Source organism: Vibrio sp. 10N.261.51.C6, from assembly GCF_041471785.1.
In the GTDB taxonomy this organism is placed as follows: Bacteria; Pseudomonadota; Gammaproteobacteria; order Enterobacterales; family Vibrionaceae; genus Vibrio; species Vibrio crassostreae_C.
On sequence record NZ_JBFRPB010000087.1, the window covers coordinates 1 to 22483 of the forward strand.

The 22483-nt window shown below is 44.4% G+C and carries 15 protein-coding genes; 2 read left to right on the plus strand and 13 right to left on the minus strand.

Annotation, left to right across the window (positions count from 1 at the left end):
* Nucleotides 1-148 precede the first annotated feature (148 nt).
* The gene (locus AB4375_RS19990; RefSeq protein ID WP_372052392.1) at nt 149-655 is read right to left on the minus strand and encodes a YgjV family protein; all 507 of its coding nucleotides are present in this window, start codon (nt 653-655) and stop codon (nt 149-151) included.
* Nucleotides 656-1413: 758 nt separating this feature from the next.
* On the opposite strand from AB4375_RS19990, the gene AB4375_RS19995 reads away from it, so the two are divergent.
* Nucleotides 1414-2121: an SDR family oxidoreductase gene (locus AB4375_RS19995; RefSeq protein WP_017071106.1), complete on the plus strand. Its 708-nt coding sequence runs from the start codon at nt 1414-1416 to the stop codon at nt 2119-2121.
* Nucleotides 2122-2525: 404 nt separating this feature from the next.
* On the opposite strand, the gene AB4375_RS20000 is transcribed toward AB4375_RS19995, so the two are convergent.
* The 3 genes from AB4375_RS20000 to AB4375_RS20010 all read right to left on the minus strand — a co-directional run bounded on the left by AB4375_RS20000 (nt 2526) and on the right by AB4375_RS20010 (nt 7841).
* Nucleotides 2526-3308 carry a hypothetical protein gene (locus tag AB4375_RS20000; protein ID WP_102431267.1) on the minus strand — a complete coding sequence of 261 codons (783 nt, stop codon included), beginning with the start codon at nt 3306-3308 and terminating at the stop codon, nt 2526-2528.
* Between the two features lie 348 nt (nt 3309-3656).
* Nucleotides 3657-4670 carry a LacI family DNA-binding transcriptional regulator gene (locus tag AB4375_RS20005; RefSeq protein ID WP_372052393.1) on the minus strand — a complete coding sequence of 338 codons (1014 nt, stop codon included), beginning with the start codon at nt 4668-4670 and terminating at the stop codon, nt 3657-3659.
* Nucleotides 4671-4766: 96 nt separating this feature from the next.
* Nucleotides 4767-7841: a GH116 family glycosyl hydrolase gene (locus tag AB4375_RS20010; RefSeq protein ID WP_372052395.1), complete on the minus strand. Its 3075-nt coding sequence runs from the start codon at nt 7839-7841 to the stop codon at nt 4767-4769.
* A 64-nt stretch (nt 7842-7905) separates the two neighbouring features.
* Here AB4375_RS20010 and AB4375_RS20015 point away from each other — a divergent pair, with 64 nt between their 5' ends.
* Nucleotides 7906-8853 (plus strand): aldose 1-epimerase, encoded by a 948-nt coding sequence (locus AB4375_RS20015; protein WP_372052397.1) that lies wholly within the window; start codon nt 7906-7908, stop codon nt 8851-8853.
* 46 nt (nt 8854-8899) lie between these two features.
* Here the strand turns inward: AB4375_RS20015 and AB4375_RS20020 are convergent, their stop codons facing one another.
* The 9 genes from AB4375_RS20020 to AB4375_RS20060 form a co-directional block, all read right to left on the minus strand.
* Nucleotides 8900-11314: a GH36-type glycosyl hydrolase domain-containing protein gene (locus tag AB4375_RS20020; protein ID WP_372052399.1), complete on the minus strand. Its 2415-nt coding sequence runs from the start codon at nt 11312-11314 to the stop codon at nt 8900-8902.
* A gap of 157 nt (nt 11315-11471) precedes the next feature.
* Complete coding sequence (locus AB4375_RS20025; RefSeq protein WP_372052400.1) at nt 11472-12563, minus strand: ABC transporter ATP-binding protein; 1092 nt, start codon at nt 12561-12563, stop codon at nt 11472-11474.
* Complete coding sequence (locus AB4375_RS20030) at nt 12563-13912, minus strand: GH1 family beta-glucosidase (RefSeq protein ID WP_372052401.1); 1350 nt, start codon at nt 13910-13912, stop codon at nt 12563-12565. The genes AB4375_RS20025 and AB4375_RS20030 overlap by 1 nt, the downstream gene beginning before the upstream one ends.
* A gap of 17 nt (nt 13913-13929) precedes the next feature.
* The gene (locus AB4375_RS20035; RefSeq protein ID WP_017061568.1) at nt 13930-14778 is read right to left on the minus strand and encodes a carbohydrate ABC transporter permease; all 849 of its coding nucleotides are present in this window, start codon (nt 14776-14778) and stop codon (nt 13930-13932) included.
* A gap of 46 nt (nt 14779-14824) precedes the next feature.
* Nucleotides 14825-15811 (minus strand): carbohydrate ABC transporter permease, encoded by a 987-nt coding sequence (locus AB4375_RS20040; protein WP_102398449.1) that lies wholly within the window; start codon nt 15809-15811, stop codon nt 14825-14827.
* Between the two features lie 66 nt (nt 15812-15877).
* Nucleotides 15878-17125 (minus strand): ABC transporter substrate-binding protein, encoded by a 1248-nt coding sequence (locus AB4375_RS20045; RefSeq protein WP_372052402.1) that lies wholly within the window; start codon nt 17123-17125, stop codon nt 15878-15880.
* 18 nt (nt 17126-17143) lie between these two features.
* Nucleotides 17144-18151, minus strand: a complete 1008-nt coding sequence (locus tag AB4375_RS20050; RefSeq protein WP_017068575.1) for a LacI family DNA-binding transcriptional regulator — start codon at nt 18149-18151, stop codon at nt 17144-17146.
* A 446-nt stretch (nt 18152-18597) separates the two neighbouring features.
* A complete protein-coding gene (locus AB4375_RS20055) occupies nt 18598-20616 on the minus strand; it encodes a methyl-accepting chemotaxis protein (protein WP_372052404.1) in 2019 nt (672 codons plus the stop codon).
* 200 nt (nt 20617-20816) lie between these two features.
* Nucleotides 20817-22157, minus strand: a complete 1341-nt coding sequence (locus tag AB4375_RS20060) for a carbohydrate porin (protein WP_017070477.1) — start codon at nt 22155-22157, stop codon at nt 20817-20819.
* Nucleotides 22158-22483 lie beyond the last annotated feature (326 nt).

Below are 22483 nucleotides of genomic sequence, written 5' to 3' on the forward strand. Positions count from 1 at the left end.
ACTTCAGGTCGCACGGACAAAAACGATTTAGATGTATAGTTCTAAATCGTTTCGTTCAGATTAGGAAAAGTATCTTGAAACCTTAAACGCTTTTATATTTCTGTTTTCGTGACGCTAATTTCGCACATATTAGCATGAAAACCAAAACCTAACTTTGAATACATGGGCTTTTGATATGTATTCGGTAGTACCCAATGACGCTGCTTATTATAAACAAAACATCAATGAGTACCGCTACTGGCGAGCCGACTATAATATCATGTACACTCCACACTCCCGTTCCAATAACCATCAACCAACGCATTAGTTTGTCATTGGAACTAAACGAAGCTTTGGTATGCAATAGCGACGCTGTACAACTCAAAACACTTGTTAAACCACTGAAAGTCAAAACAGTACCCAACAATGTAACGAAGTAGAATAACCACTTTATTTTAGGGTTTGCGATGAAGATACCAGCCAAGTATCGGCATGCGCCTATTACCAACAAACATGCAGCCGTCCACTCGTTAAGTAGGGCGAAATGCGCTGCAATCAATAATGCCGATACACATAAAGCAGACAAAAGCAGAGTACTATTTTGAAACTGAAACGATACGATGTCGAATAGCGCAGCTAAACCAACCAATATTTGGGAGGCGACAAAAAGGGACATAACCCCTCCAATAATAACCAAGTAATATAGAAAACGTCTTAGTAGCTCAGAGCTATAAAGCACTGAATAATATGATTCAGGTTATAAATTGCAGGGGAGGTATATCGCGACAGCTTGAGTCTGACGAGGTTGAGAATAACAGGTAGAGGGAACTTCAACGTCAAATGTATTCATATTGTATTCCTCCCGTCAGCGTAACTAATAGTAAACGCCATTCTACAGGAAAATATCGAAGACAAAAGATGATGTCATCTTTCGTTACCACTCCACATAACCCATTGCTCTCATGGGTTGTGTCAATAGAGAGAAAAGATACCCCCCTATACGGCTAGTGTCTGTATTTATAGTTATAGAATGCGGATTTTTTTAGATTTCGACATAAAATCAATAGGATAGTAAAACAGAGAATAGGTTGGATTGTTCTGTGTGGCATAACTTGAGGTTTGCTGAGTTCGGATAACTTTTAGTAGGAAAAACGCACGCCCGATGAACTTTTTAGAATATTTAATCCAAGTAATTTCGGGGCAGATCTGAGCTAGCTGGCACTTTTTGAGAAAAGTGCCACGAGTAAAACTTCAGGTCTATGAAGCCTCTGGACAAAAACGATTTGCGGCCACGGCTATAAACCGTTTCGGTCAGGTTAGAAAAAGTATCTTGAAACCTTAGTGTGCTTACGGTGCAAAGACCAGTTCTAATTTTGGAAACTATTTAGTACATTAACCTAACAACGCACTTATTACACAGTTTAGGGATACACTATGTCTAAAGTTGCCATAATTACAGGCGCTAGTCGCGGTATTGGTAAAGCTATTTCTCATTACTTTGCTCAGGAAGGATACACTTTGGTGTTACTTTCCTTAAATAATGAAAACCTTGAGCGGACTAAAGCAGAGCTCAAGTCATGCTATTCCTCATGTCTAGCTGAGACAATGTCAGTCGATTTCAATAACCCATCTGAAGTTGAAACTGCTATTACATCAATCATTAAACAGCATGAAAATATTGATGCTATGGTTAATAGTGCTGGCGTTTTGGCAGCAGGCAATACTAACCTTTCCTTAGCTAAACTTTCTGAGTTGGTAAACGTAAATCTTTTATCTACAATCACTGCTTGTAATTTAGTTGCGGAGAAAATGAAACAGCAAGGCTACGGGGAAATATATAACCTTGGCTCTACTGCTGGTTTGGCGCCAGTCCCTAAGATTGCAGCATATTCAGCGACAAAAGCTGCAATTGTTAGTTATAGCCAATCGCTTTATCACGAACTGCTCCCTTTTGGGGTAAAGGTTTGCTGTTTATGCCCTAGCGTTGTAGATACCGATATGACTAATGATGGGCGTATTGATAATAAATTTAAAATTGAAACACAAGACCTAGCAAAAGCACTTAGATTTATTCGAAGTCTATCTCCAGGGGCTGCTGTAAGCACACTATCCATAAGGTGTCGAATTATAGACTTAGAGTAGACCTATCAGAGATAGGATAACACTTTTTATACGGGTATAAGCCTATTTCATGGATAGATAATGCCGTCTTTCATCTGTCACTTTATTTTAAATCAACATGTTAGCAACCATATTGAGCGGTTAGGTTGCTTAGTGCAGCAAAATTCTAGATAGGCTGAACTCGGATAAGTTTTGATAGGGCAAACACACATCTCTAAAATCTGTAGAGTATTTGGTCTAAGTGATTTTGGGGGCAATTATGAGTTAACGATTTTACTAATTTACTAGATTGTGGATTGGCTGATGTAACGTTAAGCAGTAAACGACGCCACCACTCAACTTATTTAGAATTGAACTGTAAGCACTAAATTCAACTTGAACTGAGAATGCCAATCGTTGCAAATCTGTCTTATCGATTTACTAGGTTACTTTGTATTGCGTACCCATTTTTTACCATCTTCTAGTGAACGCTTAATCTTTTGGGATTTAGAAAGCTCACTAACTGCTTTTGTGAAATCTAACTCCGACAAACCAAGCTTGTTTTGAAGTTCGGCATCTAAATAAGTAGGAACCTTTAGGGCTGCATATATTTTGGCTTCAGGTGAGCCAGTCATTGATTTTGTGATTACAGTTTGTGGTTTTGTGACTACAGTTTTCTTACGTTCCCATGAAGCTCTTGCATGTTTACCTTCACCTTTCGGTAGATCTTTTCGGGCGATTAGCTGCCCTTCAAACGTAAAGTCGGAGGATATTTTTACAATTAGAAGCTTATTAAAGTTTCCAGCGCGTTTCACTTTCACTTCTTCTTTATTCTTTTCAGGAGAAATCGTTTTTATTTCGATGAAGTCATTTCCTAGCTTTCCGTCTGACCCTTTAGTATGTGGTTTATGCCGCTTAATCCCATAGTTAATTTCGGCATATAACTCTCCTAACTCCCCCCAAATCTGCAAATAACGATTTGTAAGATCGTAGAAAGCTTCGGCATTATCCACCAACTTCTCAAAGATCACTTCTAACTTGGGGTTAACTTTGGATAACTCTGAATTAAAATTACTATCAGTCGCCTCCCATTCTTTAGGAGATAACCCTAAAGCATGTAGATCTAGGTTAATATCATATGGGTTATACCCGCAACCTGCTGCGTCAGTTATCTGATCAGCGCTATAACCTTCATTATGCATGTCATATAAATAGTCCCAGTCACCCATTTGACCTCCTCATAGCTAAAACTGTATGTAAATGCCTCGCGCTTTACAGACGTAACTCTTCCGTATCTACGTTTTTATTATATTGCTGTCGTCTATTATGAGGCTCAATAAGTATAATGCTATTGTGTGAATCGAAAGCGATATTCGTAAGAAGCCTACCAAAAATATCCGTATAAACACCGTACATATGGATTGGTTTAATTTGTTCTATTCTAGAACGTTCGAAGGGCTCCGTTCGGCGGAGCTAAGAAGAGTGGGGCAGAAGTGTTTTAGCTGACCTGCACCATGGTCCGCGTTAATATCAATACGAATCATCACGGACGCACCACCTTGATGCTTGTCTTGAAATTAACGATACAGAGACTTGGTCGACTCTCTGACGATTAAATCTATCGGTGGTAGTCGTGCTTCATGCCTCTCACCTGAAAGTAAGTTCAAAATCGACTGAGCACACACCTCTCCAATCTCTTCAATTGGCTGCCTTAATGTTGTTAACGCAGGTGTGAAATACTTAGACGTTGGCAAGTCATCAAACCCAATCACTGACACATCTTCTGGCACTTTGTAGCCGTGATCATGGAGCGCCTTAATCGCGCCGTAAGCCGTTTGATCATTGGCGGCAAACAGGCCAGAAAAATGAATCTTAGATTCAATTAATTCCACGGTTTTCTCATAGCCAGTTTCACTACTGAAATCCCCTTGCTTGACGAGCTTTGTCATCACCTTAATGCCCGCTTCTTGAAGCGCTTTCTTATAGCCTTCAAACCGATTACCTGCGTCTGGCTGGCTTGAAAGCCCTTTAATATGAGCAATATTCACATGCCCCTGTTGGAGCAAGTGGAGAGTTGCCATGTAACCGCCCAACACGTTATCAATGTTGATGGAGCGGACGTTATTCTCAACAAAATCGTAGCCAACCATCACGATAGGAATGTCTTGTGCATACTTGGTAATCTCTTCTTGAGTAATGCTTCCTGTCACGATGATCATGCCATCCACGTTACTTTTTGCGAGATACTCCAACGCGTGCATTTCTAACTTTTTCTGCCAATGCCCTGTCGCGATTACTAACGAATAACCTTGAGCGATCAGTGTTTTCTCCATGTCATTGAGAATACGGCTGGTATAAGGGCTGTCAGGGTGTTGCACCAACACACCAATGGTGAGTGAACGTCGGTTGGTGTTTTCTTGCATTTGAAAATTAGGTTTGTAGCCAGTGTCTTTAATCGCTTGCTCGATGTTCTGGCTTTTATCATCCGACACATAAGTGGTTCGATTAAGAAAACGAGAAACTGTGCTCGGAGAAACACCAGCCAGTTTTGCTACATCGTATACTGTTGTTTTTTTTGTTTTAGTGCGCATCTCGAACCCCTAATCAAGTGACATTCGGGGAGCTTTAAGCTCCCCATCAGTTTCAACCTGCATACCACTGCTTTAGCTGAAAATCGTGTCATTAAGTTAATACAAGTAGGCGAAGATCATCCCCGGTCTAAAGTAACGACCAGCCGTATATTTCAAGCCAGTACTCAGTAACCATTTGTGTAAGCCTGCCAGCTTTTCTAACGGAATTTCACCGCTCACCATTTTAACAAAATTATCAGTATCTTTCGTCAATGTTGGATTGATCCGACCGTCAGACAGCACACAGTTTTGACATTTAAGTACACTTAGCCAGTTTTTCGCATCATTTTGCGTCAATTTAAAGGCTTCTATAAGATATTTCTCATTGACAGACACAGAGCAATTGAACCCTTCTGGCGCTGCAAATGGAATTTTTGAATAGTCATAGAGTGCGGTATACACGGTATCCATCAATGTTTCTGCTTGCTGGTTTTTACCTGCCAGACTCAACGCCGTTGCGACACTAAACTGCACACCAATCCACACATCTTGAGCCTGAAATGCCTCATGCGGCGAACCATCGGCCAACGCCATATTCGCAACCCCAAGCTTAGGGCTGTTAATTTCGAAGTTATGCTTATAAACATAGTCTAGTGCGCGTTGGATGTTCTCTTGCGGGAAAATACCTTCTAAACCGATGAGCTTTAGGTAGCTGTCAGCCAATAAAGCATCGCCAAAGCTGTTGTCTGAATCAGGTACTAAATCTAAGTAGTCTTGTGTAAAGGCTTGAGGTGCGGTCTCGCTCAATAAGCGCTTCTTAGATACTCTTTGAGACACCTTGCTGATGCTGATTGAAGTATCTGTTTCATTGAGATAGGTATTGAGCGTGTTCTTATCGGCAATCGCATCGCCCGTCAAAGTTAGGCCTAAGGTTTCCAGAGCTTGGTAGCCTTCACCCGTTAGATGCTTAGCTTGAACTGGCGTCACGAAGAAGTGGTAGTAACCCTCTTTGTCATCCCACAAGCTTTGCTCAACCGTGGCTAACGCCTTTTTAGAACGCGTTAAGTAACCGCTAGCTAGCTCGCTTTCACCCATCAATTGTGCTAGTTCGCTCGCGGCTTGCAGGCCAGCAACCCACAGGCTCGCACAATAAATAGAGATGCCGTGAGACGCTAGGTTATCAAAGGTATCGTCTGTGCCACGGGTGAGCGGTAAATCGTCACCCTCAGCAATTAAGTTCGACAAGAAATCGATGCTTTCAGTAACGGCTTGCCAGCACTCTTTAACCACAGAGATATCTTGGGTGTTTTGATAATGGCGGTACACCATCAGAATGTATTTCGGCGCTAAGTCCTTCCACTCTTTCACATTGTGCCAACTGTAAGCATCGGGCTGAATGTCGAATGGGCTGCCTAAGTCGTGGATTACCGCGCCTCGAATGGCACGTACGCCTTGGTACTTGTCATCAATCAATTCGGCATTAGGCGTCGCTTCGTATTCCCAGTAGCGGCGCTGAGTGAAATCTTCGGCCAAAATAGCTTTCGAGAACTCTTTCATCACGCAGCCATCAAGCTCAGGCAGCAAGTAAAGCAGAGAGAACGAGCCGTAGAAGTACACATCCAGAGAGTTAAAGAATGGGTAGTCGACACACTCTTTTACCAAGAACTTATCTTCTTTATCCCATACCGTTGATTCCGCTAGGAAGGACAATGAGTTCATCGCCATCGTTGCATAGCGAAGTGCCGATTCAGGCTGCGAGATCTTGTTTTGAGCTTGCTCTAGGAAAGTTGTTTGTTGTGCGACGATCTGCTGCTCAATGGTTTCGAGCTTAGGCAACATGTCTTCTAACATAGGTAATGCAGGCTTTACTTGCGGGTAGAATTGCGTGTAAGCCTTATCTGAGTGCCAACCATTAAGCATGACTTTGCTGTGAGCCATCACCTGTGCAAAACGCAGGTCAACAGACTCGCCAGGTTCCAATTCAACCTGAACCACCACCAATGCGCTCAATGCTTCACGCCCCGTGTAAATTCCTGTTTGGAATTCCGCGTTGGTACGGCCTGTTTTCAGTGCGAACTCTGTTTGCTGAGCTGTTTTAGAGGTATAAAGCGTTGGTTTGACAGAAATCGAAACCTTACCAGATTCAGTCAAATGGTTATCCGCTTGAACACCAAACACCACTTCGCCTTCAATATCGCTTTGATAAGGCGATTGGCTAGACAATTGAACACCCGTAAAGCTGTGGCTTTCGCCCTTTAAGTTAACCACTTCATGCTGCTGAGCAATCGGATTTTGAGACAAGGTACATGCCGAATCCTGAATACCATCACGGCCTTTTTGGTAGGTTGAACCAATCAAGTTTTGTAGAGGTTGAGCAAGAGTAATCACGCGTGTTTGCTGTGATTCATTAGTAATCTGGAAGTGGTTCCAGTGCATAGGCATAGAGCAGAGGCGCTTATCCTCTTTAACGATCGGCGAGACTACCTTTCGCTTTATATTAATACCATCAAAACTATTATATTTATATTCAGCTAATGGATATAAAGCCTTATATTCTATATCGCTACCATTAACACTTTCTATATCACTATTATTTCCCGCAGTTAGTGATAGCTGTCTCGTTGTATCATTTATTAACAAACCATTAAAAAAATCTAAGGCTACATATAATTGACAATCAATCGACGATGAATCTGATTCTATTAATAATTGAGTCTTATTAGAAAATTCGACATTCCACTTTATAAACTTGTCTTTATTTTCTTTATAGAAATTACCATTTTCTAATGCGGCACGAATGAGGTTAATCGCATTCGAAATGTTTTCTTTATCTATCTTCTTTCCATCGAATAGCGCTGGGTAAAAATTCAGATGCACACTAAGCTCTTGCTCGTTAACAACCTGAAGCGCTTCAATGGTCGGCACATTCATCACCGAGGCATAAAAATCATTAAAATTAATAACTTGATCTGAACAATCGACAAAAATTCCCGGAATAAAGCTGAAGTTAGGCGTGTTGCCGTTTGGTGTGAGTGTAAATGTGTTACCAATTCCACCGACTGCCATACCTGTATTTTCTGGTGTCGTAGAAATTGGCGTGTACCAAGGTTGAATAAATTCAACTGCATCACCTTTTTTACACAAGTGTTCTGAATTTCCTGAGTAGCTCGTATATGGAATTTTATTATTCATTTTAAAACCGCCATTGAATATTTTTTTCTTCTTGTTAATATCTTTTAAAAATGGAGACATCAACATGTTTAAAATTGTAAATGAAAAATTTGGAAATATTGACTCTGTCACATTAATAAACCACCAACATGGTATAGAACTTCAAATAATCAATGGATTTGGTGCTGTTATTAATAAATATATCGTAAATAACAGTCCATTCTCTTTTATTTGTGGTTATCAGAATTATGATGAACTGATCAACCAACATCCGTTCTTTTCCCGCAGTGCTAAATTATTCCCTTTTCCAAACCGTTTAAACTTAGGTCGTTACAGTTTCGATAACCAAAACCATCAACTCCCAGCTAACTTTCCTTGGTCTGATCACGCCGTACATGGCCTGCTCTACAACCAACCTTTTTCAATCACAAACAGCGTAGCCACTGAAGAATCTGCCAGTGTGACGTTGCAGTATCAAACGTCGTCTTTGCATCCTGCTTTCCCGTTTGCGTTCAACCTTGAAGTCACCTTAACTATCGACATCACGGGTAGACTCTCTTCCTCAACGACCGTCTCTAATCTGGGTGATTTCGCCTTCCCATTCGGTGATGCTTGGCACCCTTATTTCTCGCTCGGCAATGACTTAGAACAGTGTGAATTGACTATGTCGCCTTGCACTGAGGTCGTACATGAGAACGACCTACCCAATGGTGAAAAACAGGCTTTTGACCGTTTGTCTTTGGGTGCCTCCCTGACCAGTCAAAGCCTAAACCACTGCTTTGAATTTGATTCGAAGGCAACCAACCAACTGACTTTGACACACTCAGATTCATCAGCCGCAATTCATTATCAACAAGATGCAAGCTACCCATTTGTTCAGCTATACACTCCGACAAGTGAGCAAAGCATTGCAATAGAGCCCATGACTTGCCCTGCCGATGCATTCAATAACCAGATTGGCTTATTAACGCTTAGCCCGAACCAGTCTCAAACCTTCACTTGGCAATGCCAAGCCACCTATCAACCAAAATAACCAAACGAAAGAGCAATAAAGGGCGCATAAAGCGCCCTTCTCTTTGTTAACCTAAAACCACTTCTACCGTGTGCTCACCCGATGTAAATACCGGTGCTTTGTTGCCTGAAATCAGGTCACCATTGACCTTCATCTCAACCACGCCCTTACATACGTTATTCGGGTTCGTGACATGAATATAATAAGTCGCACCACGGAACTGACGACGAACTTTGAACTCTGGCCACTCTGCCGGAATACAAGGGTCCACCAGCAAGCCATCAATTTCAGGTCGAACACCTAGAATCCACTGCGTACCTGCCACGTATGTCCAAGATGCAGTACCCGACAGCCATGCATTACGACCTAGGCCGAACTGTTTATGTTCGTCGCCCAAGATGTTTTGCGGGTAGCAGTATGGCTCCGATTCAAAGGTATCAATATCGTCGTTCTTAGAAGCCGGATTAATTTGACGGTAGTACTCATAAGCACGCTCGCCGTTGCCCATTTTCGCTTCCGCGATCATCACCCATGGGTTTGAATGCAGGAAGATACCGCCGTTCTCTTTCGCACCCGGTGGATATGTCGAAACGCCACCAAGTTGTGGATCAAAGCCGTTGTAGCCTGGAGTTGAAAGCTTGATACCATTGGTCGTGTTCAGCTTGTTGTAAACCGAATCTAGCGCTTGTGTGGCACGTTCTTGTGTCGCGAAACCAGAAATCACAGGCCAGCTTTGACCGTTAGTGTAGATCTGCCCTTGTTCATTCTTGTGAGAACCAATTGGCAGGCCTTGCTCATCAAAGTAACGCACAAACCATTCGCCATCCCAACCGCACTCATTCACTGTGCTCTGCATTTGTTGGTATTGCTCTTTGAACTGAGCGGTCAGCTGTTCCTCACCGCGTAACTCACAGAGGTCGAGCATATCAAGCAGGGCTTTACCGTACATGTTAGCGACCATCATCGACTCAGCACCCGTTGGCAGGTTCACCGTGTCATTCCAGTCTGCAAAACCTAATAACGGTAGGCCATGCTCACCCGTATTGGTGTGGGTAAACTCGATCGCGCGACACAAGTGATCCCAAACGGTGCCTGTTTCCACAGGGTTGCCCGCTTTGTCTTTTTGATAGAACGGAATCACTTTGTTCAAGAAATCAGCATTGCCTGTCTCTTTCACATATTGAGTGACTGCGTAGATGATCCACAGATGATCGTCGCCGTAGTAATCCGGGCGATCTTCCTCTTCACGTGAGTCACCAGCGTTCGCTTCCATGGTTGATGGGAAGAACTGGTGCATCGCAGAACCGTTGGTGTTCTGAACAGACAACAGACGCTCGATAAACTCACGCGCTTCTTCTGGCATGTGAGTAATCACGCCTAATGTATCTTGAGAAGAGTCACGGAAACCGATGCCGCGAGCGCCATAGCCAAGTTGGTACAAAGACAGGTAACGAGACCAGTTTTTAGTGGTGTGACACTGACGTGGGTTATGTACATTAAGCATTGAGTTCATTGCAGGATCTGGCGTTTCAACCTGAACTGCTTGTAGGTAACCATCCCAATGTTCAGCCAGTTCAGCGAAAGCAGAATCGACCACTTGATGGTCACGATATTTAGCCAGCAGAGGCAATGCTGCTTCTAGGCTCTGTTCTTGAGCTATTTGTACAACTGTACGCTCTGTCTGCTCTGGAGATAACCAACCTAGACGCAGGTTCAGTGCGCCAATGTTGTCGCCACGCAAACACTCGGTGTTGCCTAATTCATCATTGTTTAGTGCTTCTGGTGCTGCCCATGTGCCGTAGCCCAAATTACCTAGGAACGATTGGCGATCACCATCAAAAGACGTCGCAGGGCGATCCGCTGTCATCAGGTTCACCGCGTAGTCACGCTTCATGAAAGCATACTGCTCAAGCACGGTGTGACCCGATTCTTGTTGGTGTGCTTTTAGCGTCATGGTTTGTGGAACCCAGTCCGCATTGAGTAGCTGCTTAAGCGCATCGAAGTGTGTGAATTCATACACAGGCACCACATCAACATGCAGTGCTTTACCTGAAATGTTGGTCACTTTGATGTCTTGTAGCAGTACTTGGTCAGCTTTTGGTACAAAGAACGTCGCTCCACAACGCACACCAAATGCTTCTGCAATGATGGTGGTGTATGACAAACCAGTGTGGTTTTCGAACTTATCTAACGGCTTCAAGGTTGGCGTGTAGAAAGGTGAGAACACCTCTACGTTGCCCGCTTCGTCACGCACCTTGAGGTACATTGTCGAGCCTTTAAAATCTGAATTTGGCAGTTGAGCAATGTATTTGGTGATGCGGTTAAGTGCCGGATCACCTTTGCACAGTAGTACGCCGCCGTTGCTATCGACAATGCCACCGAAATCTAATGTGCCCACATAGTTACACCATTTGATCGGTGTACACGGTGTGGTTGCTACGTATTCTTTGTTTTTATCGTCAAAATATCCGAATTTCATCATCACTATCCCTAGCCCCTCCCAAATCAGGAGGAGCCAAAACAATTTGTCGTAAGTTGGTTGGTGTCAGCTCAATGACTGACTTAGCCGTTTGAGTCAGGCTTCTCTCACTCGCCCTTGCAGATCAACTGGCTGTTGCAAAATAACTAGCTCTTGCAAATCAGCTCGCTAGCGAGTTCTCACTCAATGCATCAAACAAGTGGAAAGCATCCAAATCCAAGTAAAGCGTCAGATCTTTTACATCCACTTCAGCGGCTTGGGTTTCAACCATCAGCGGTTGACCGCCAATTTCTGTTTTCAGAAGAATGCTCGCGCCTAGTAGTTCCTTGTCTTTGATTTTCACAGGGAATGGCAGCACGCGGTCGTGGTCAACTTGCTCGGCACGTAGGTGAATATCTGTTGGACGAACACCAAAATGCAGAGCTAGGTTCTTAGATGCCAGAGACTTAAAGCGCTCAGGCAGTGGGATATGAACATCGCCGATTTCAACGAAGTACTCGCCTTCTTTTTCAATCAGTTTTGCTTCCAACATGTTCATTGATGGGTTACCAATGAATTGCGCGACAAACTTGTTTGCCGGACGCTGGAACACCTCGGTTGGTGTACCAACTTGAGCAACATATCCGTCTTTCAGGATCACGATGCGATCCGCCAATGTCATCGCCTCGATCTGATCGTGGGTTACGTAGATCGTGGTAGTTTTAAGCTCGCGGTGTAGGTGTTTAATCTCTTCACGCATCACGCCACGAAGTTTTGCATCTAGGTTAGATAGCGGCTCATCAAACAAGAACACTTTCGGCGTACGAACCATCGCACGGCCCATTGCCACACGCTGACGTTGACCACCAGAAAGCTCTTTTGGTTTACGATTCAGTAGTGGGTCAAGCTCTAGCATTTTCGCGGCTTTTAGTACCTCTACGTCGATTTCCGCTTTCGGCATGCCTTTCAGTTTTAGTGCGAAGGCGATGTTCTCGTAAACCGTCATATGTGGGTACAGCGCGTAGCTTTGGAATACCATCGCTAAGTCACGGTCTTTAGCATCGACTTTGTTCATCACTTTGCCACCAACCACGATGTCACCAGAGCTGATGCTTTCAAGTCCGGCAAGCATACGTAACGTGGTCGATTTACCACAGCCAGATGGGCCAAGGAAAACCACGAACTCGCCGTCTTCAACCGTAAAATCAAACTCTTTGACGACTTCAACATCACCGAATGATTTTTTGATGTTCTTAAATTCTACTTTAGCCATTATCTGTTCTCCTCAGCGCGCTCTAGAAGCATATTTCGATACGCAATTGCGCTCTGTTTCAGTGTTCTTTCTTGGGTGGTGTAATCAACATGGACAATGCCAAAACGCTGGCAGTAACCGAATGCCCACTCAAAGTTATCCATCAGACTCCAAGCGAAGTAACCATCCACTTTCACACCGGCTTCAACTGCGTTGTGAACCGCTTCGATATGACCTTGGAAGTAGCGAACACGTTGCTCATCCATCACTTGTCCATTAACGCGCTCGTCGTTACCTGCAGCACCGTTCTCCGTAATGTAGATAGGCGGCATATTTTCGTAGCGAGCATCCAGTCTTACCAATAAATCAGTTAGGCCTTGTGGGTTGATCTCCCAACCGATGTAAGTGTGTTCAGCATCGGTTTGCTTGACTGATTCAATGTCACCATTCTCGTTAAAGCGAGCGACATTGCGTGTGTAGTAGTTGATACCGATGTAGTCGACCGGTGCGCTAATGATGTCTAAATCACCTTCAAGGATCATCGGCATGTTCATCGCTTGGCGTTCTACCACTAGCTGTGGGTATTCACCTTTCAATACTGGGTCGATGAACCAGTGGTAGTTCTCCGCTTCGCAATAATCTGCTGCGCCTTGATCTTGTGGTGTTAATGGGTAAGCCGGAGTCGCGTTAAATACCACGCCATGCTTAGCATGAGGCGCATTTTTACGAAGAATCGGCATCGCCAAACCGTGTGCCAACATTAGGTGGTGAGAAGCCAAGAAGCCTTCTTTCTCGCCCTTGATACCCGGAGCATGCTCGCCCCAACGGTAGCCTAAGAACGCAGATACAAATGGTTCGTTCAATGTGGTGTAAACATCAATTTTGTCGCCAAAGTAGTTACTCACCACTTCTGCATATTCTGCAAACTTGTAAGACGTTTCACGGTTTAACCAGCCGCCTTTGTCTTCAAGGTATTGCGGTAGATCCCAGTGATAAAGTGTCACGAACACCTTCATTCCACGAGCATGACATTCATCGATGATCTGCTCGTAAAACTCTAGGCCTTGCTGATTCACGACACCGTCTTGCGGCAAGATACGTGGCCATGCAATTGACAGGCGGTAAGCATCAACGCCTAAGCCTTGAATCATCTCGATATCTTGTTGCCACAAGTGGTAGTGGTCGCACGCCACATCACCACTGTCGCCGTTATCTACTTTACCTGGCGTCTTGCAAAACGTGTCCCAGATAGACGGTGTACGACCGCCCTCTTCAACGCCGCCTTCAATTTGGTATGAAGATGTCGCGACACCGAATACAAATTCCTTACTGCGTAACTTTGAATCACTTGGAAGTTGAAATTTATTCATTGTTATAACCCTTAAACCTAACCTTTAACTGCGCCGGACGTTAAACCACTGATCATCTGTTTCGATGCGAACAGGTATGTAATCACGAGTGGCAAAATAGAAATTGTGGTACCTAGCATTACCGCGCCCCATGGCGTATTCGGAATACCTTGAACACTTCGTAGTGCTTGTGTGATGACGTAATTGTCTGGGTTGTTCAGCACCACAAGAGGCTGCATAAACATGTTCCAGAAGAAGACGAACTGCACGATAGCGAGTGTTGCTAGTGCTGGTTTCATTAGTGGCAGTACCACACTCCAATACGTTCTGAACTCACCTGCACCATCTAATTTCGCTGCTTCTAACAGCTCTTTAGGAATCGATGCAATCACGTGCTGACGCATCAAGAAGATACCAAATGGCGTAGTAGTGAACGGTAGCCATACCGCCATGTGGTTATCCAGCAAGCCTAAGAATTTCACGATCATGAAGTAAGGGATCAAGCTAAGCACTGGCGGAATTGCCATTGAGCCAACCAACATGCCGAACAACACATTCTTACCGCGGAACTTAAACACAGCAAATGCGTAGCCACCCATGCTACAAAACAGCAGCGAGATGGTGGTGCCTAAGAAAGCCACATAAATCGAGTTAAACATCGCCTTCCAAAACGGCATGATTTCCAGCAGTTTTGCGTAGTTCACCATCAGGCTATCGCCAATCGCAAAGCTGATGCCCGAGCCGAAGATCTCCGAGCGGTCACGTGTTGAAAGCAGTGCTGACCACACAAATGGGAACACCGTAATGATTGCGGAAACAATCAGTAATATGCCAAGCATGACCATCAAGATCTTAGTCATGATGTACATGGTGCGTTCGCTTGGCATTAGGCCACTTAATGGTGAGGTATTTGTCTTAATTGATGTCGACATCTTAATGTTCCCCTAAGCCTTTCTTACCGAAGAATAAAAATTGAACCAAAGTACAAGACGCGATCAGTGCAAACAGAAGCCATGAAATTGCTGACGCTGTGCCCATTTCTAACCATTCCCAACCCACTTTGTAGAGGTACATAGAGATAGTTAAACCAGATTGGCCAGTACCACCTGTACCACGTGTTAGTACGAACGGTTCTTCAAACATTTGCAGGTTACCGATGATGGTCATCGTGATAGCAAAGAAGATGAATGGACGAATCATTGGTAGTGAAATGTTCCAGAAGCGGCGGAAGGCATTGGCACCATCCATACGTGCAGCTTCTAAGATGTCTTTAGGAATCGTCATTAAACCTGTGGTGTAAAGGACGATGTTAAAACCGGTGTATTTCCAGAAAACCATGATTGCGATAGACGGCTTCACCATAGTGGCATCGTCTAACCAACGGATGGGTTGGAAATCGTTAACCCAAGCGAATGCCCAACCAAACAGCGTGCTATCGGCTAGTGCCATTAGCGTTTGGTTAATAATTCCTGAGTTAGGAGAGTACATATTGAAGAAAATCAGTGACGCTGCGACCGTTGATGTAATGAACGGTAGAAAGTACGCCGATGTTAGCCAGTGACGCATACGGTCACCCATTGAAACCAACATGTAAGCCACTGGAATAGCGACTAAGTGCTGAGCCACGCCTGAAGTGATCGCTAGCCAAAGCGTGTTCTTCAATGAACGCCATAGCCATGGGTCCGTTAAAGCAATGTGATAGTTCTCAAAACCAACGAACTCCATCGCATCCATGCCTCTTACCGGGTTCCACTCGTGGAACGACAGGTAAACAGAGAACAACAGCGGGAAGATCCCAAATACAGAAAAAATGATCAGAAACGGCAGAAGAAATCCATACGGTGTAAGCGCTTTCAAATTTAGACGAGAAAAAAGGCTTTTGTCCGCAGGTTCTATCGTTGTGCTCGCTGTATGATTCATAGTAACGACCTCTTAAAAAGGAAGCGCGTTATCCACGCTTCCTCACTTACTTAAAGTAAAAACAAATTAAAGATTACGCGTGCGACGCTTGATTAGACGCTCTGCCTCTTTAAGCGCAGTCTTGATGTCTTTACCTTCATCAAGTACTTCCATCAATGCGTTCTCTAAGATAATAGAACGTGCAACGTGGTCGCCTTGAGCTGGAGATACTGGCTTGATGTTTTGCGCCACTTCAGCAAAAAGAAGACGGGCTTTTTGTCCGCCTAGGAATTCCATCTCTTCTTGGAAAAGCTCATCGTCATACGTGGTGATGTTCGCTGGGAAAGCAGCAATCGTTTCGAAGTGTTTAAGCTGTACTTCACGATCCGTCGTCATGTATTCAATAAGCGCCCAAGCTTCATCTGGGTTGTCTGATTGAGTTGGAATTGAAAGGAATGAACCACCCCAGCTGCCGTAGATACCATCAGGTAGGTTTTCTACTGCCCACTTGCCTTTAGTTTCAGGTGCAATCCAGTTGTTTAGGTGACCAAGAAGCCAAGCGCCAGAAAGTTGAGTTGCAAATGTGCCGTTGCGGAAGCCTTCGTACCATTCGTTAGACCAAGCCAAAATGCGGCCGTCTAAGCCTTTGTCGCGAATCTCTTTTGCTACTTCAAAAGCGTGAACAAAACGCTCAGATGTCACCACTGGATTGCCATCTTTATCAAAGTACAGACCTTCACCTTCAGGAACGGTCGTGAAGATAATCGCTTGTGCCACGTCGGCTGCCGAAGCGATAAGTTGTACGTTTTGCTCTTTCAGTTTTTCACCAGCAGCGATGTATGAATCCCAATCTTTGATTGCTTCTTCTACATCAATGCCCGCTTTTTCAAACACATCGGTGCGGTAGTACATAACACCTGGGCCCAGGTCGACAGGAATCCCGTACATGTCGCCGTCAGCGCCTTTTCCTTGTGCCCAAGCGTAAGGTGCGAATCGTTCTTCGTATTTATCTGCACCGTAGTTTTCAGACAGGTTAACTAGGCCGCCAGAACCCACGAATGGACCGATTTTCTCAACGTCCACAACAATCACGTCACCCGCACCTGAGCCCGTTGCTAGGTTAGTGGTTAGTTTCGTGTGGTGGTCACCGTGGTTATTCATAAGGTAATCAACTTTAATCCCTGTTTCCTTTTCGAAATCAGGCAGTAATACCTTCAGGCTGCTATCAAAATCAGGGAAACCGTCGAAACGAATCTCTTTGTCAGCAGCATTTACTGCTGTTGCACCTAGTACTAAAGCAACCGCGCACGAAAGCGCCAAGGTCTTAAATTTCATGTTCTATCCTTAATATTTTTATAGGGTAACGAGTAAATCCGATACCGAGTTTCTAGTGACCAACGTCGGCAGCAATTTAAAGTTCACGTCATGTTTGATTTTTTTTAGCTTTTGTAGAGTGAGCTGTACTGCTTCAATACTCATCTCTTCAATGGGGAAATTAATGGTGGTCAAACTAGGGGTCAGATAGCGCGCGAAGATAGTGTTATCGAAGCCGACAAGAGAAACGTCTCTCGGAACAGACAATCCCTCTTTATGCAAAACTTCGAACGCGCCAAATGCCATGTGATCGTTTGAAGCAAATACCGCCGTAAAGTGGCATTTTCTGTTGATCAACTTCTTCATGGCGCTGATGCCTGTCTCTTCAGTAAATCCCGCCTCAGAGACTAAGGCTTCATCGTATGGCACACCGGCTTCTTCCAGTGCCTTGCGATACCCCTGCAAACGCCCCCTAGCGTCGGCTTTATCTAAAGGCCCGGTAATACACGCGATATCTGTATGTCCCTTTTGCAAAAGATATTGAGTAGCGAGTAGCCCCCCGACTTCGTTGTCAATATCAATGCAACTCATCGCCATTTCTGGGATGAAGCGGTTAATTAAAACCACAGGGGTCCCCTGTTCTTCCAATTCAATTAAATAATCATCACTGAGCAGTTGAGTATGAAGAATCAAAGCATCAACACGACGCCCCAACAGAAACTCCACAGACTCACGTTGCCCTTGCTCAGTATTCGAACCCGCTGTAACCACAGCGTGGTAACCAAAGCGGCGTAGGTTCTCTTCTATGCAATGCAAAATGCCTGAATAGAAAGAGCCGCCAAGTTCTGGAACAACAACACCCACACTACCGGTACGACTTGAAGCCAAGGCTTGAGCGATAGAGTTCGGGCGATAACCCAGCTCCTTGATCGCTTTTTCAACCTTTAATTTCTTGTCATGACTGACTCTGCTAGTGCCATTAATAACCCTAGACACTGTCGCCTGAGACACACCTGCATGTTCTGATACGTGTTTAATTGTCGCCACTCGAACCTCGATACTTCATTAGCTTGTAACCGCTTACAAAACGATTATTAAGAAATTACGTTTTAGTTGAAGTGAGTGTCATCACACTAAAGTTGGAGGTGAAAAGGCAAGTTGTGGAAATCATGAAAGCGCTTACAGATTCACTTCACGCTATGAAACTGTTTCATGAGATTCTTGCTCACCTTATCAAAACAGCACTCGGTTACTTGCTCCCAAAGTGCTAACAAGCATGCATAAACTCCGTTTTCAAAAAGCACGATTCGGTGATGAACCTGCAACAGGCGGTAATATACAGAGCAAAATTGACCCTATTATTTCAGTGGCTATGCGAAATTGTATGGGAACATTTCATAGGCACTTCTAATTCTCTTTCCAGAACCCGAAACTTGAAACAACAACGCCCAGCAAAGGCTGAGCGTGAAACATTGAAAAACTTAGAGTCGCCTTTAAACCTCGTTTTCTGATTGCTCCGCGAGCTTAAACTCTTGAGTTAGTGAGAACTGCTGCTGCGACATGGTTTCAAGCTGTTGACCATGAGAAAACAAAACCTGAGATCGTTGTGAGTTATCTTCAGCCAAGATGTGTATCTGGCTGATATTTTGAGTGACTTGAGAGGCAACCACTTGATGCTCTGTCGTCGCGGTCGCAATTTGATGACTTCTTTGCTCTACTTCGTTGAGAAGATCAGAGACCGTCGATATCGAGTGATTCACTTCGCCCGTTTGCTCAACACATTGAACCATCCCCACCACACATTGATTGATTTGTTCAACCGCCAGTTTAGAGCTAGTTTGCAACTGCTCGATCTTGTTGTGTATCTCTTGCGTCGAGGCATTGGTTTTCGCTGCTAACACTCGAACCTCATCCGCAACCACAGAGAAACCACGCCCTTGCTCTCCAGCTCGCGCCGCTTCTATTGCCGCATTCAACGCCAGTAGATTAGTTTGCTCAGAGATCCCAGATATCACATCCAAAATGGAGCCAATGCTGGCACTTTCGCTTTCGAGCTGGCCAATGGTCGCTGTTGATTCTGCTAACTTACGCTCTAAACTGCCCATTAACTCGACGCTTTTATCCATGGTCTTCTGACCAGCACAGGAACTCGACACCGCTTCGGTTACAAGCGTTAGCGTTTGATTAGCGGCTTGAGTTATTTCGGTCACCGAGCACTCGATCTGCTCCATAGCTGTTGCCACCATCACGGTCTGATTGGTTTGGTCTTGCATCGCCTCGCTCAATGAACGGCTCGTGCTTTGATTCTCTATGGACGCCTCTTTTAAGCACGTCGACGAATAACGCATGTTCTCAATCATTTGAGTCAGATGACTGATCACTAAGTTGACCTTGTCGCTCACTGAGCCGAACTCATTATTGGCTTGATACTGCACCATCGCGCTCAAGTCTTTATTGGCAACTTGGTCGAGTGCACTTTGTAGCAGCTTGCTTGGTTTACGGATACCTTTGGCAATATTCAACCCGATCAACAGAGCAATAAACACGGAAGCAAGTGCAATAAAACCCTGCATCACAAGGGCTTGCTGTGAAGAGTCCATCGATTCGTGATACAGACGTGTCGCGGTGTCTTCAGCGTACATTGAAAGCTCATCAAAGTGACTTAACTGTTGATCGATTAGCTGTTCAATTTCCTGCTTTTGAAGGGAGATAGACTCATCGAGTTTGACGGTTTCTTTATGGGTAGCGACTGAGCCACTGGCTGAAAACGCGTGTGAAGCGAGCAACGATAAAGACTGTTTACTGCGGCGCAGCAAAGATGAATCCAGATTATCTAAACCTGCGACCGCTTGTTCGAATCGCTCTTTGCGACTTTGTAGGCGACGCTCTACCCCACGAACCTCCGAAGATGTTTGCAGTGAAAACGCTTCGTTGGCTTCCGCGGCAATCAAACTCAATTGCACCAACAAAGCTTCGACTGCCTTTTGTGTCTGCTCTGAATCTGCACTCGCGAGTTGATTCACCAAAGTATTATTGAGCTGTCCAACCACAGATTGAAATTGCGCTTGTCCCATCGAACCGAGATCTTTGCTACCCAAATACTCAACATAAAGCTCTAATACCTGCTCTATCTTATCGATAGTCAACAAACCTGTTTGAGTGATGTTGTTAAGCATGGCTTCCATTTGTGAACCAGCTACGCCCTTACCTTCGAACCAGTTCAATTGCTGCTGATATAGCTCGATGTTGTTTAATACGGTTTGTTTCAGTGGCTCAAGTTCATCAATATAGTTAGCGGATAAGTAGGGTGTGGTGCTGCGATTAATGTCCAGAAATCGGATGGTTAACGTTGAAGATTGAAGCATTAATGGCGTAGCTTGCTGGGTGATGTTTTCGATTCGAGTGGTGATGTCTTTATTGCTACTGATGCTTAACCATGCAGAACCCAGCATGATCACAATCAGTACGAAGAAACCTAAATAAACTCGAGACACGATGGAAGAAAGTCTCATAGTAAATCCCTGATCTAGTGGCGAAAAAAAGGGCACAAAAATGTGCCCAAGAATGGAGTTAATTGAAACGTGCCCTAATCAATCTGCCTTTAGGGCTAAAATGGACAGTATTTACGTACTATTGAAAAGCATGGATATTCGAAAGCATGGCTCTTTGAAAATATGCCGAATTCAAATAGCCGCTCTTTCTATATCGGTGATTACCACCAAGCTTCAAACATTGCGCCGAACGACAATGTGTCAACATTCGTTGTCTTCACTGTGTTGCCTTTGGTTTCTACATCACCCACGGTTGTGTAGAAACGAAGCATTGGACGGCTCCAAGGTAAGCCACCTAGAGAAACGTTTTGAGAAAGCGTTACTTTCCATGCGTTCTCTTCACCGTCGTCATCGTAATCAACCATGCCGTAGCCCGCTTCTAACCATGTAGAATGAACATCATCCCATTGGTACTGTGGACGAACGATACCAGCGTATTCCGTGTTCTCGCGGTCTAGATCAGAACCAGAGTTGTCTTTGTACGACACTAAGTAATCGATGATGAAGTTATCTGTTGCTGCGTAGCTACCTTCAACACTTGCGTACAAAGTTTGGTAGTCACCTTTTAGGTCAAACACTGATGAATCCGCACCGTCACCATACTTAACAACCAACTTGTTAGACTCACCCAAGCCTAAGGTTGCACCTACCAGGTATGCCGTTTCGTCACTGACTTTTTGTCCTTGAGTCACGACAGGCTGCATTGAATCTGTCACTGGATCGTATACGTACTCAGTCGTCGTAGACGTATCCGCTTCGCTCGATGCAAAACCGTAGTTCGCGTAAAAATCCAGATTACCAATACCTGCGTCAATACTGTGTAGCTTCGCTGTCACGGCGTATCGGCCATTGTCATTTACGAGGCCGCCTTTCACTTGGCCAACAAAGCCCATATCTAGCTTAGCGCCGCCGAAATCTAGGTTGTTAAAGCCAGCGCCTTGACCATCGTGTGTCATCCAGAAGTAATCGTTCAAACCTTGTTGCGGACGTTGATGGAAGTCACGACCAGCCCACATGTAAAGCTCAGGCTGGCTTTCAAATACATTGGTTACACCAGCGTACATTTTTTTCATGCTCAGGCCACCGTCATCAGCCCATGCGTCTGCTTCCCAGTGATCAGCCATGAATACGATGTCCCAGATAGCACCGTTGTCAGCTTGGAAAAGCTTAGCTAACTGAACTTCACCACCATTGGCTTCGTTACCTAAACGACCAACTGAGCGACCTGTTGTACCGATGTCTACGTAGCGCTCATCACCACTTTTGTAGTGAGCGCCGTAACGAGCGTAACCAGAGAAGACGATACCGTCTGGCACAGTTGTTTCTGAAGTTAGAACCGCTTGTTGCTGATCATCAACATACTTGATGTCCCCAACTTGAGATTCCAACTCTTGGATTCGTTGCTCGAGAGCAGCAAGATCCGTTTCTGCAGCAAAAGAAGAGAGTGAAGCAAGCGAAGCCGCCACTGCGACCGTTATTGGCAAAAGCTTAAATTTTTGCATTGTAATTCCCTATTATTTTTTTGAGTTTTCATCGAACAGGGAAATATTAAGCAATGAAAGCGTTGAAAAGTTGGTCGCTGTTCACACTGATAAATTAGGTCGAGAGCCATGAAACTTTTAGAAAAGTCATACCCAAAACTATTAATTTAATATCAGAAACTTAGGAAAGGAAACGCGTGAAATATCAGTTTGAAATCGCTTTCATTTCATCAATAATGGCGGGGTCTATCACGGATAAGTGTATGTAAAAATGAAGGAAATATGGTGCAGTTTTGATAAGTTTTCATATATATGAAAAGCCTCAAAATGAACTGACCCCCAATAGT

Coding starts and splice junctions, on each gene's coding strand:
- AB4375_RS19990 (WP_372052392.1), bottom strand. CDS start 655: ATGTCCCTTTTTGTCGCCTCCCAAATATTGGTTGGTTTAGCTGCGCTA.
- AB4375_RS19995 (WP_017071106.1), top strand. CDS start 1,414: ATGTCTAAAGTTGCCATAATTACAGGCGCTAGTCGCGGTATTGGTAAA.
- AB4375_RS20000 (WP_102431267.1), bottom strand. CDS start 3,308: ATGGGTGACTGGGACTATTTATATGACATGCATAATGAAGGTTATAGC.
- AB4375_RS20005 (WP_372052393.1), bottom strand. CDS start 4,670: ATGCGCACTAAAACAAAAAAAACAACAGTATACGATGTAGCAAAACTG.
- AB4375_RS20010 (WP_372052395.1), bottom strand. CDS start 7,841: ATGAATAATAAAATTCCATATACGAGCTACTCAGGAAATTCAGAACAC.
- AB4375_RS20015 (WP_372052397.1), top strand. CDS start 7,906: ATGTTTAAAATTGTAAATGAAAAATTTGGAAATATTGACTCTGTCACA.
- AB4375_RS20020 (WP_372052399.1), bottom strand. CDS start 11,314: ATGATGAAATTCGGATATTTTGACGATAAAAACAAAGAATACGTAGCA.
- AB4375_RS20025 (WP_372052400.1), bottom strand. CDS start 12,563: ATGGCTAAAGTAGAATTTAAGAACATCAAAAAATCATTCGGTGATGTT.
- AB4375_RS20030 (WP_372052401.1), bottom strand. CDS start 13,912: ATGAATAAATTTCAACTTCCAAGTGATTCAAAGTTACGCAGTAAGGAA.
- AB4375_RS20035 (WP_017061568.1), bottom strand. CDS start 14,778: ATGCCAAGCGAACGCACCATGTACATCATGACTAAGATCTTGATGGTC.
- AB4375_RS20040 (WP_102398449.1), bottom strand. CDS start 15,811: ATGAATCATACAGCGAGCACAACGATAGAACCTGCGGACAAAAGCCTT.
- AB4375_RS20045 (WP_372052402.1), bottom strand. CDS start 17,125: ATGAAATTTAAGACCTTGGCGCTTTCGTGCGCGGTTGCTTTAGTACTA.
- AB4375_RS20055 (WP_372052404.1), bottom strand. CDS start 20,616: ATGAGACTTTCTTCCATCGTGTCTCGAGTTTATTTAGGTTTCTTCGTA.
- AB4375_RS20060 (WP_017070477.1), bottom strand. CDS start 22,157: ATGCAAAAATTTAAGCTTTTGCCAATAACGGTCGCAGTGGCGGCTTCG.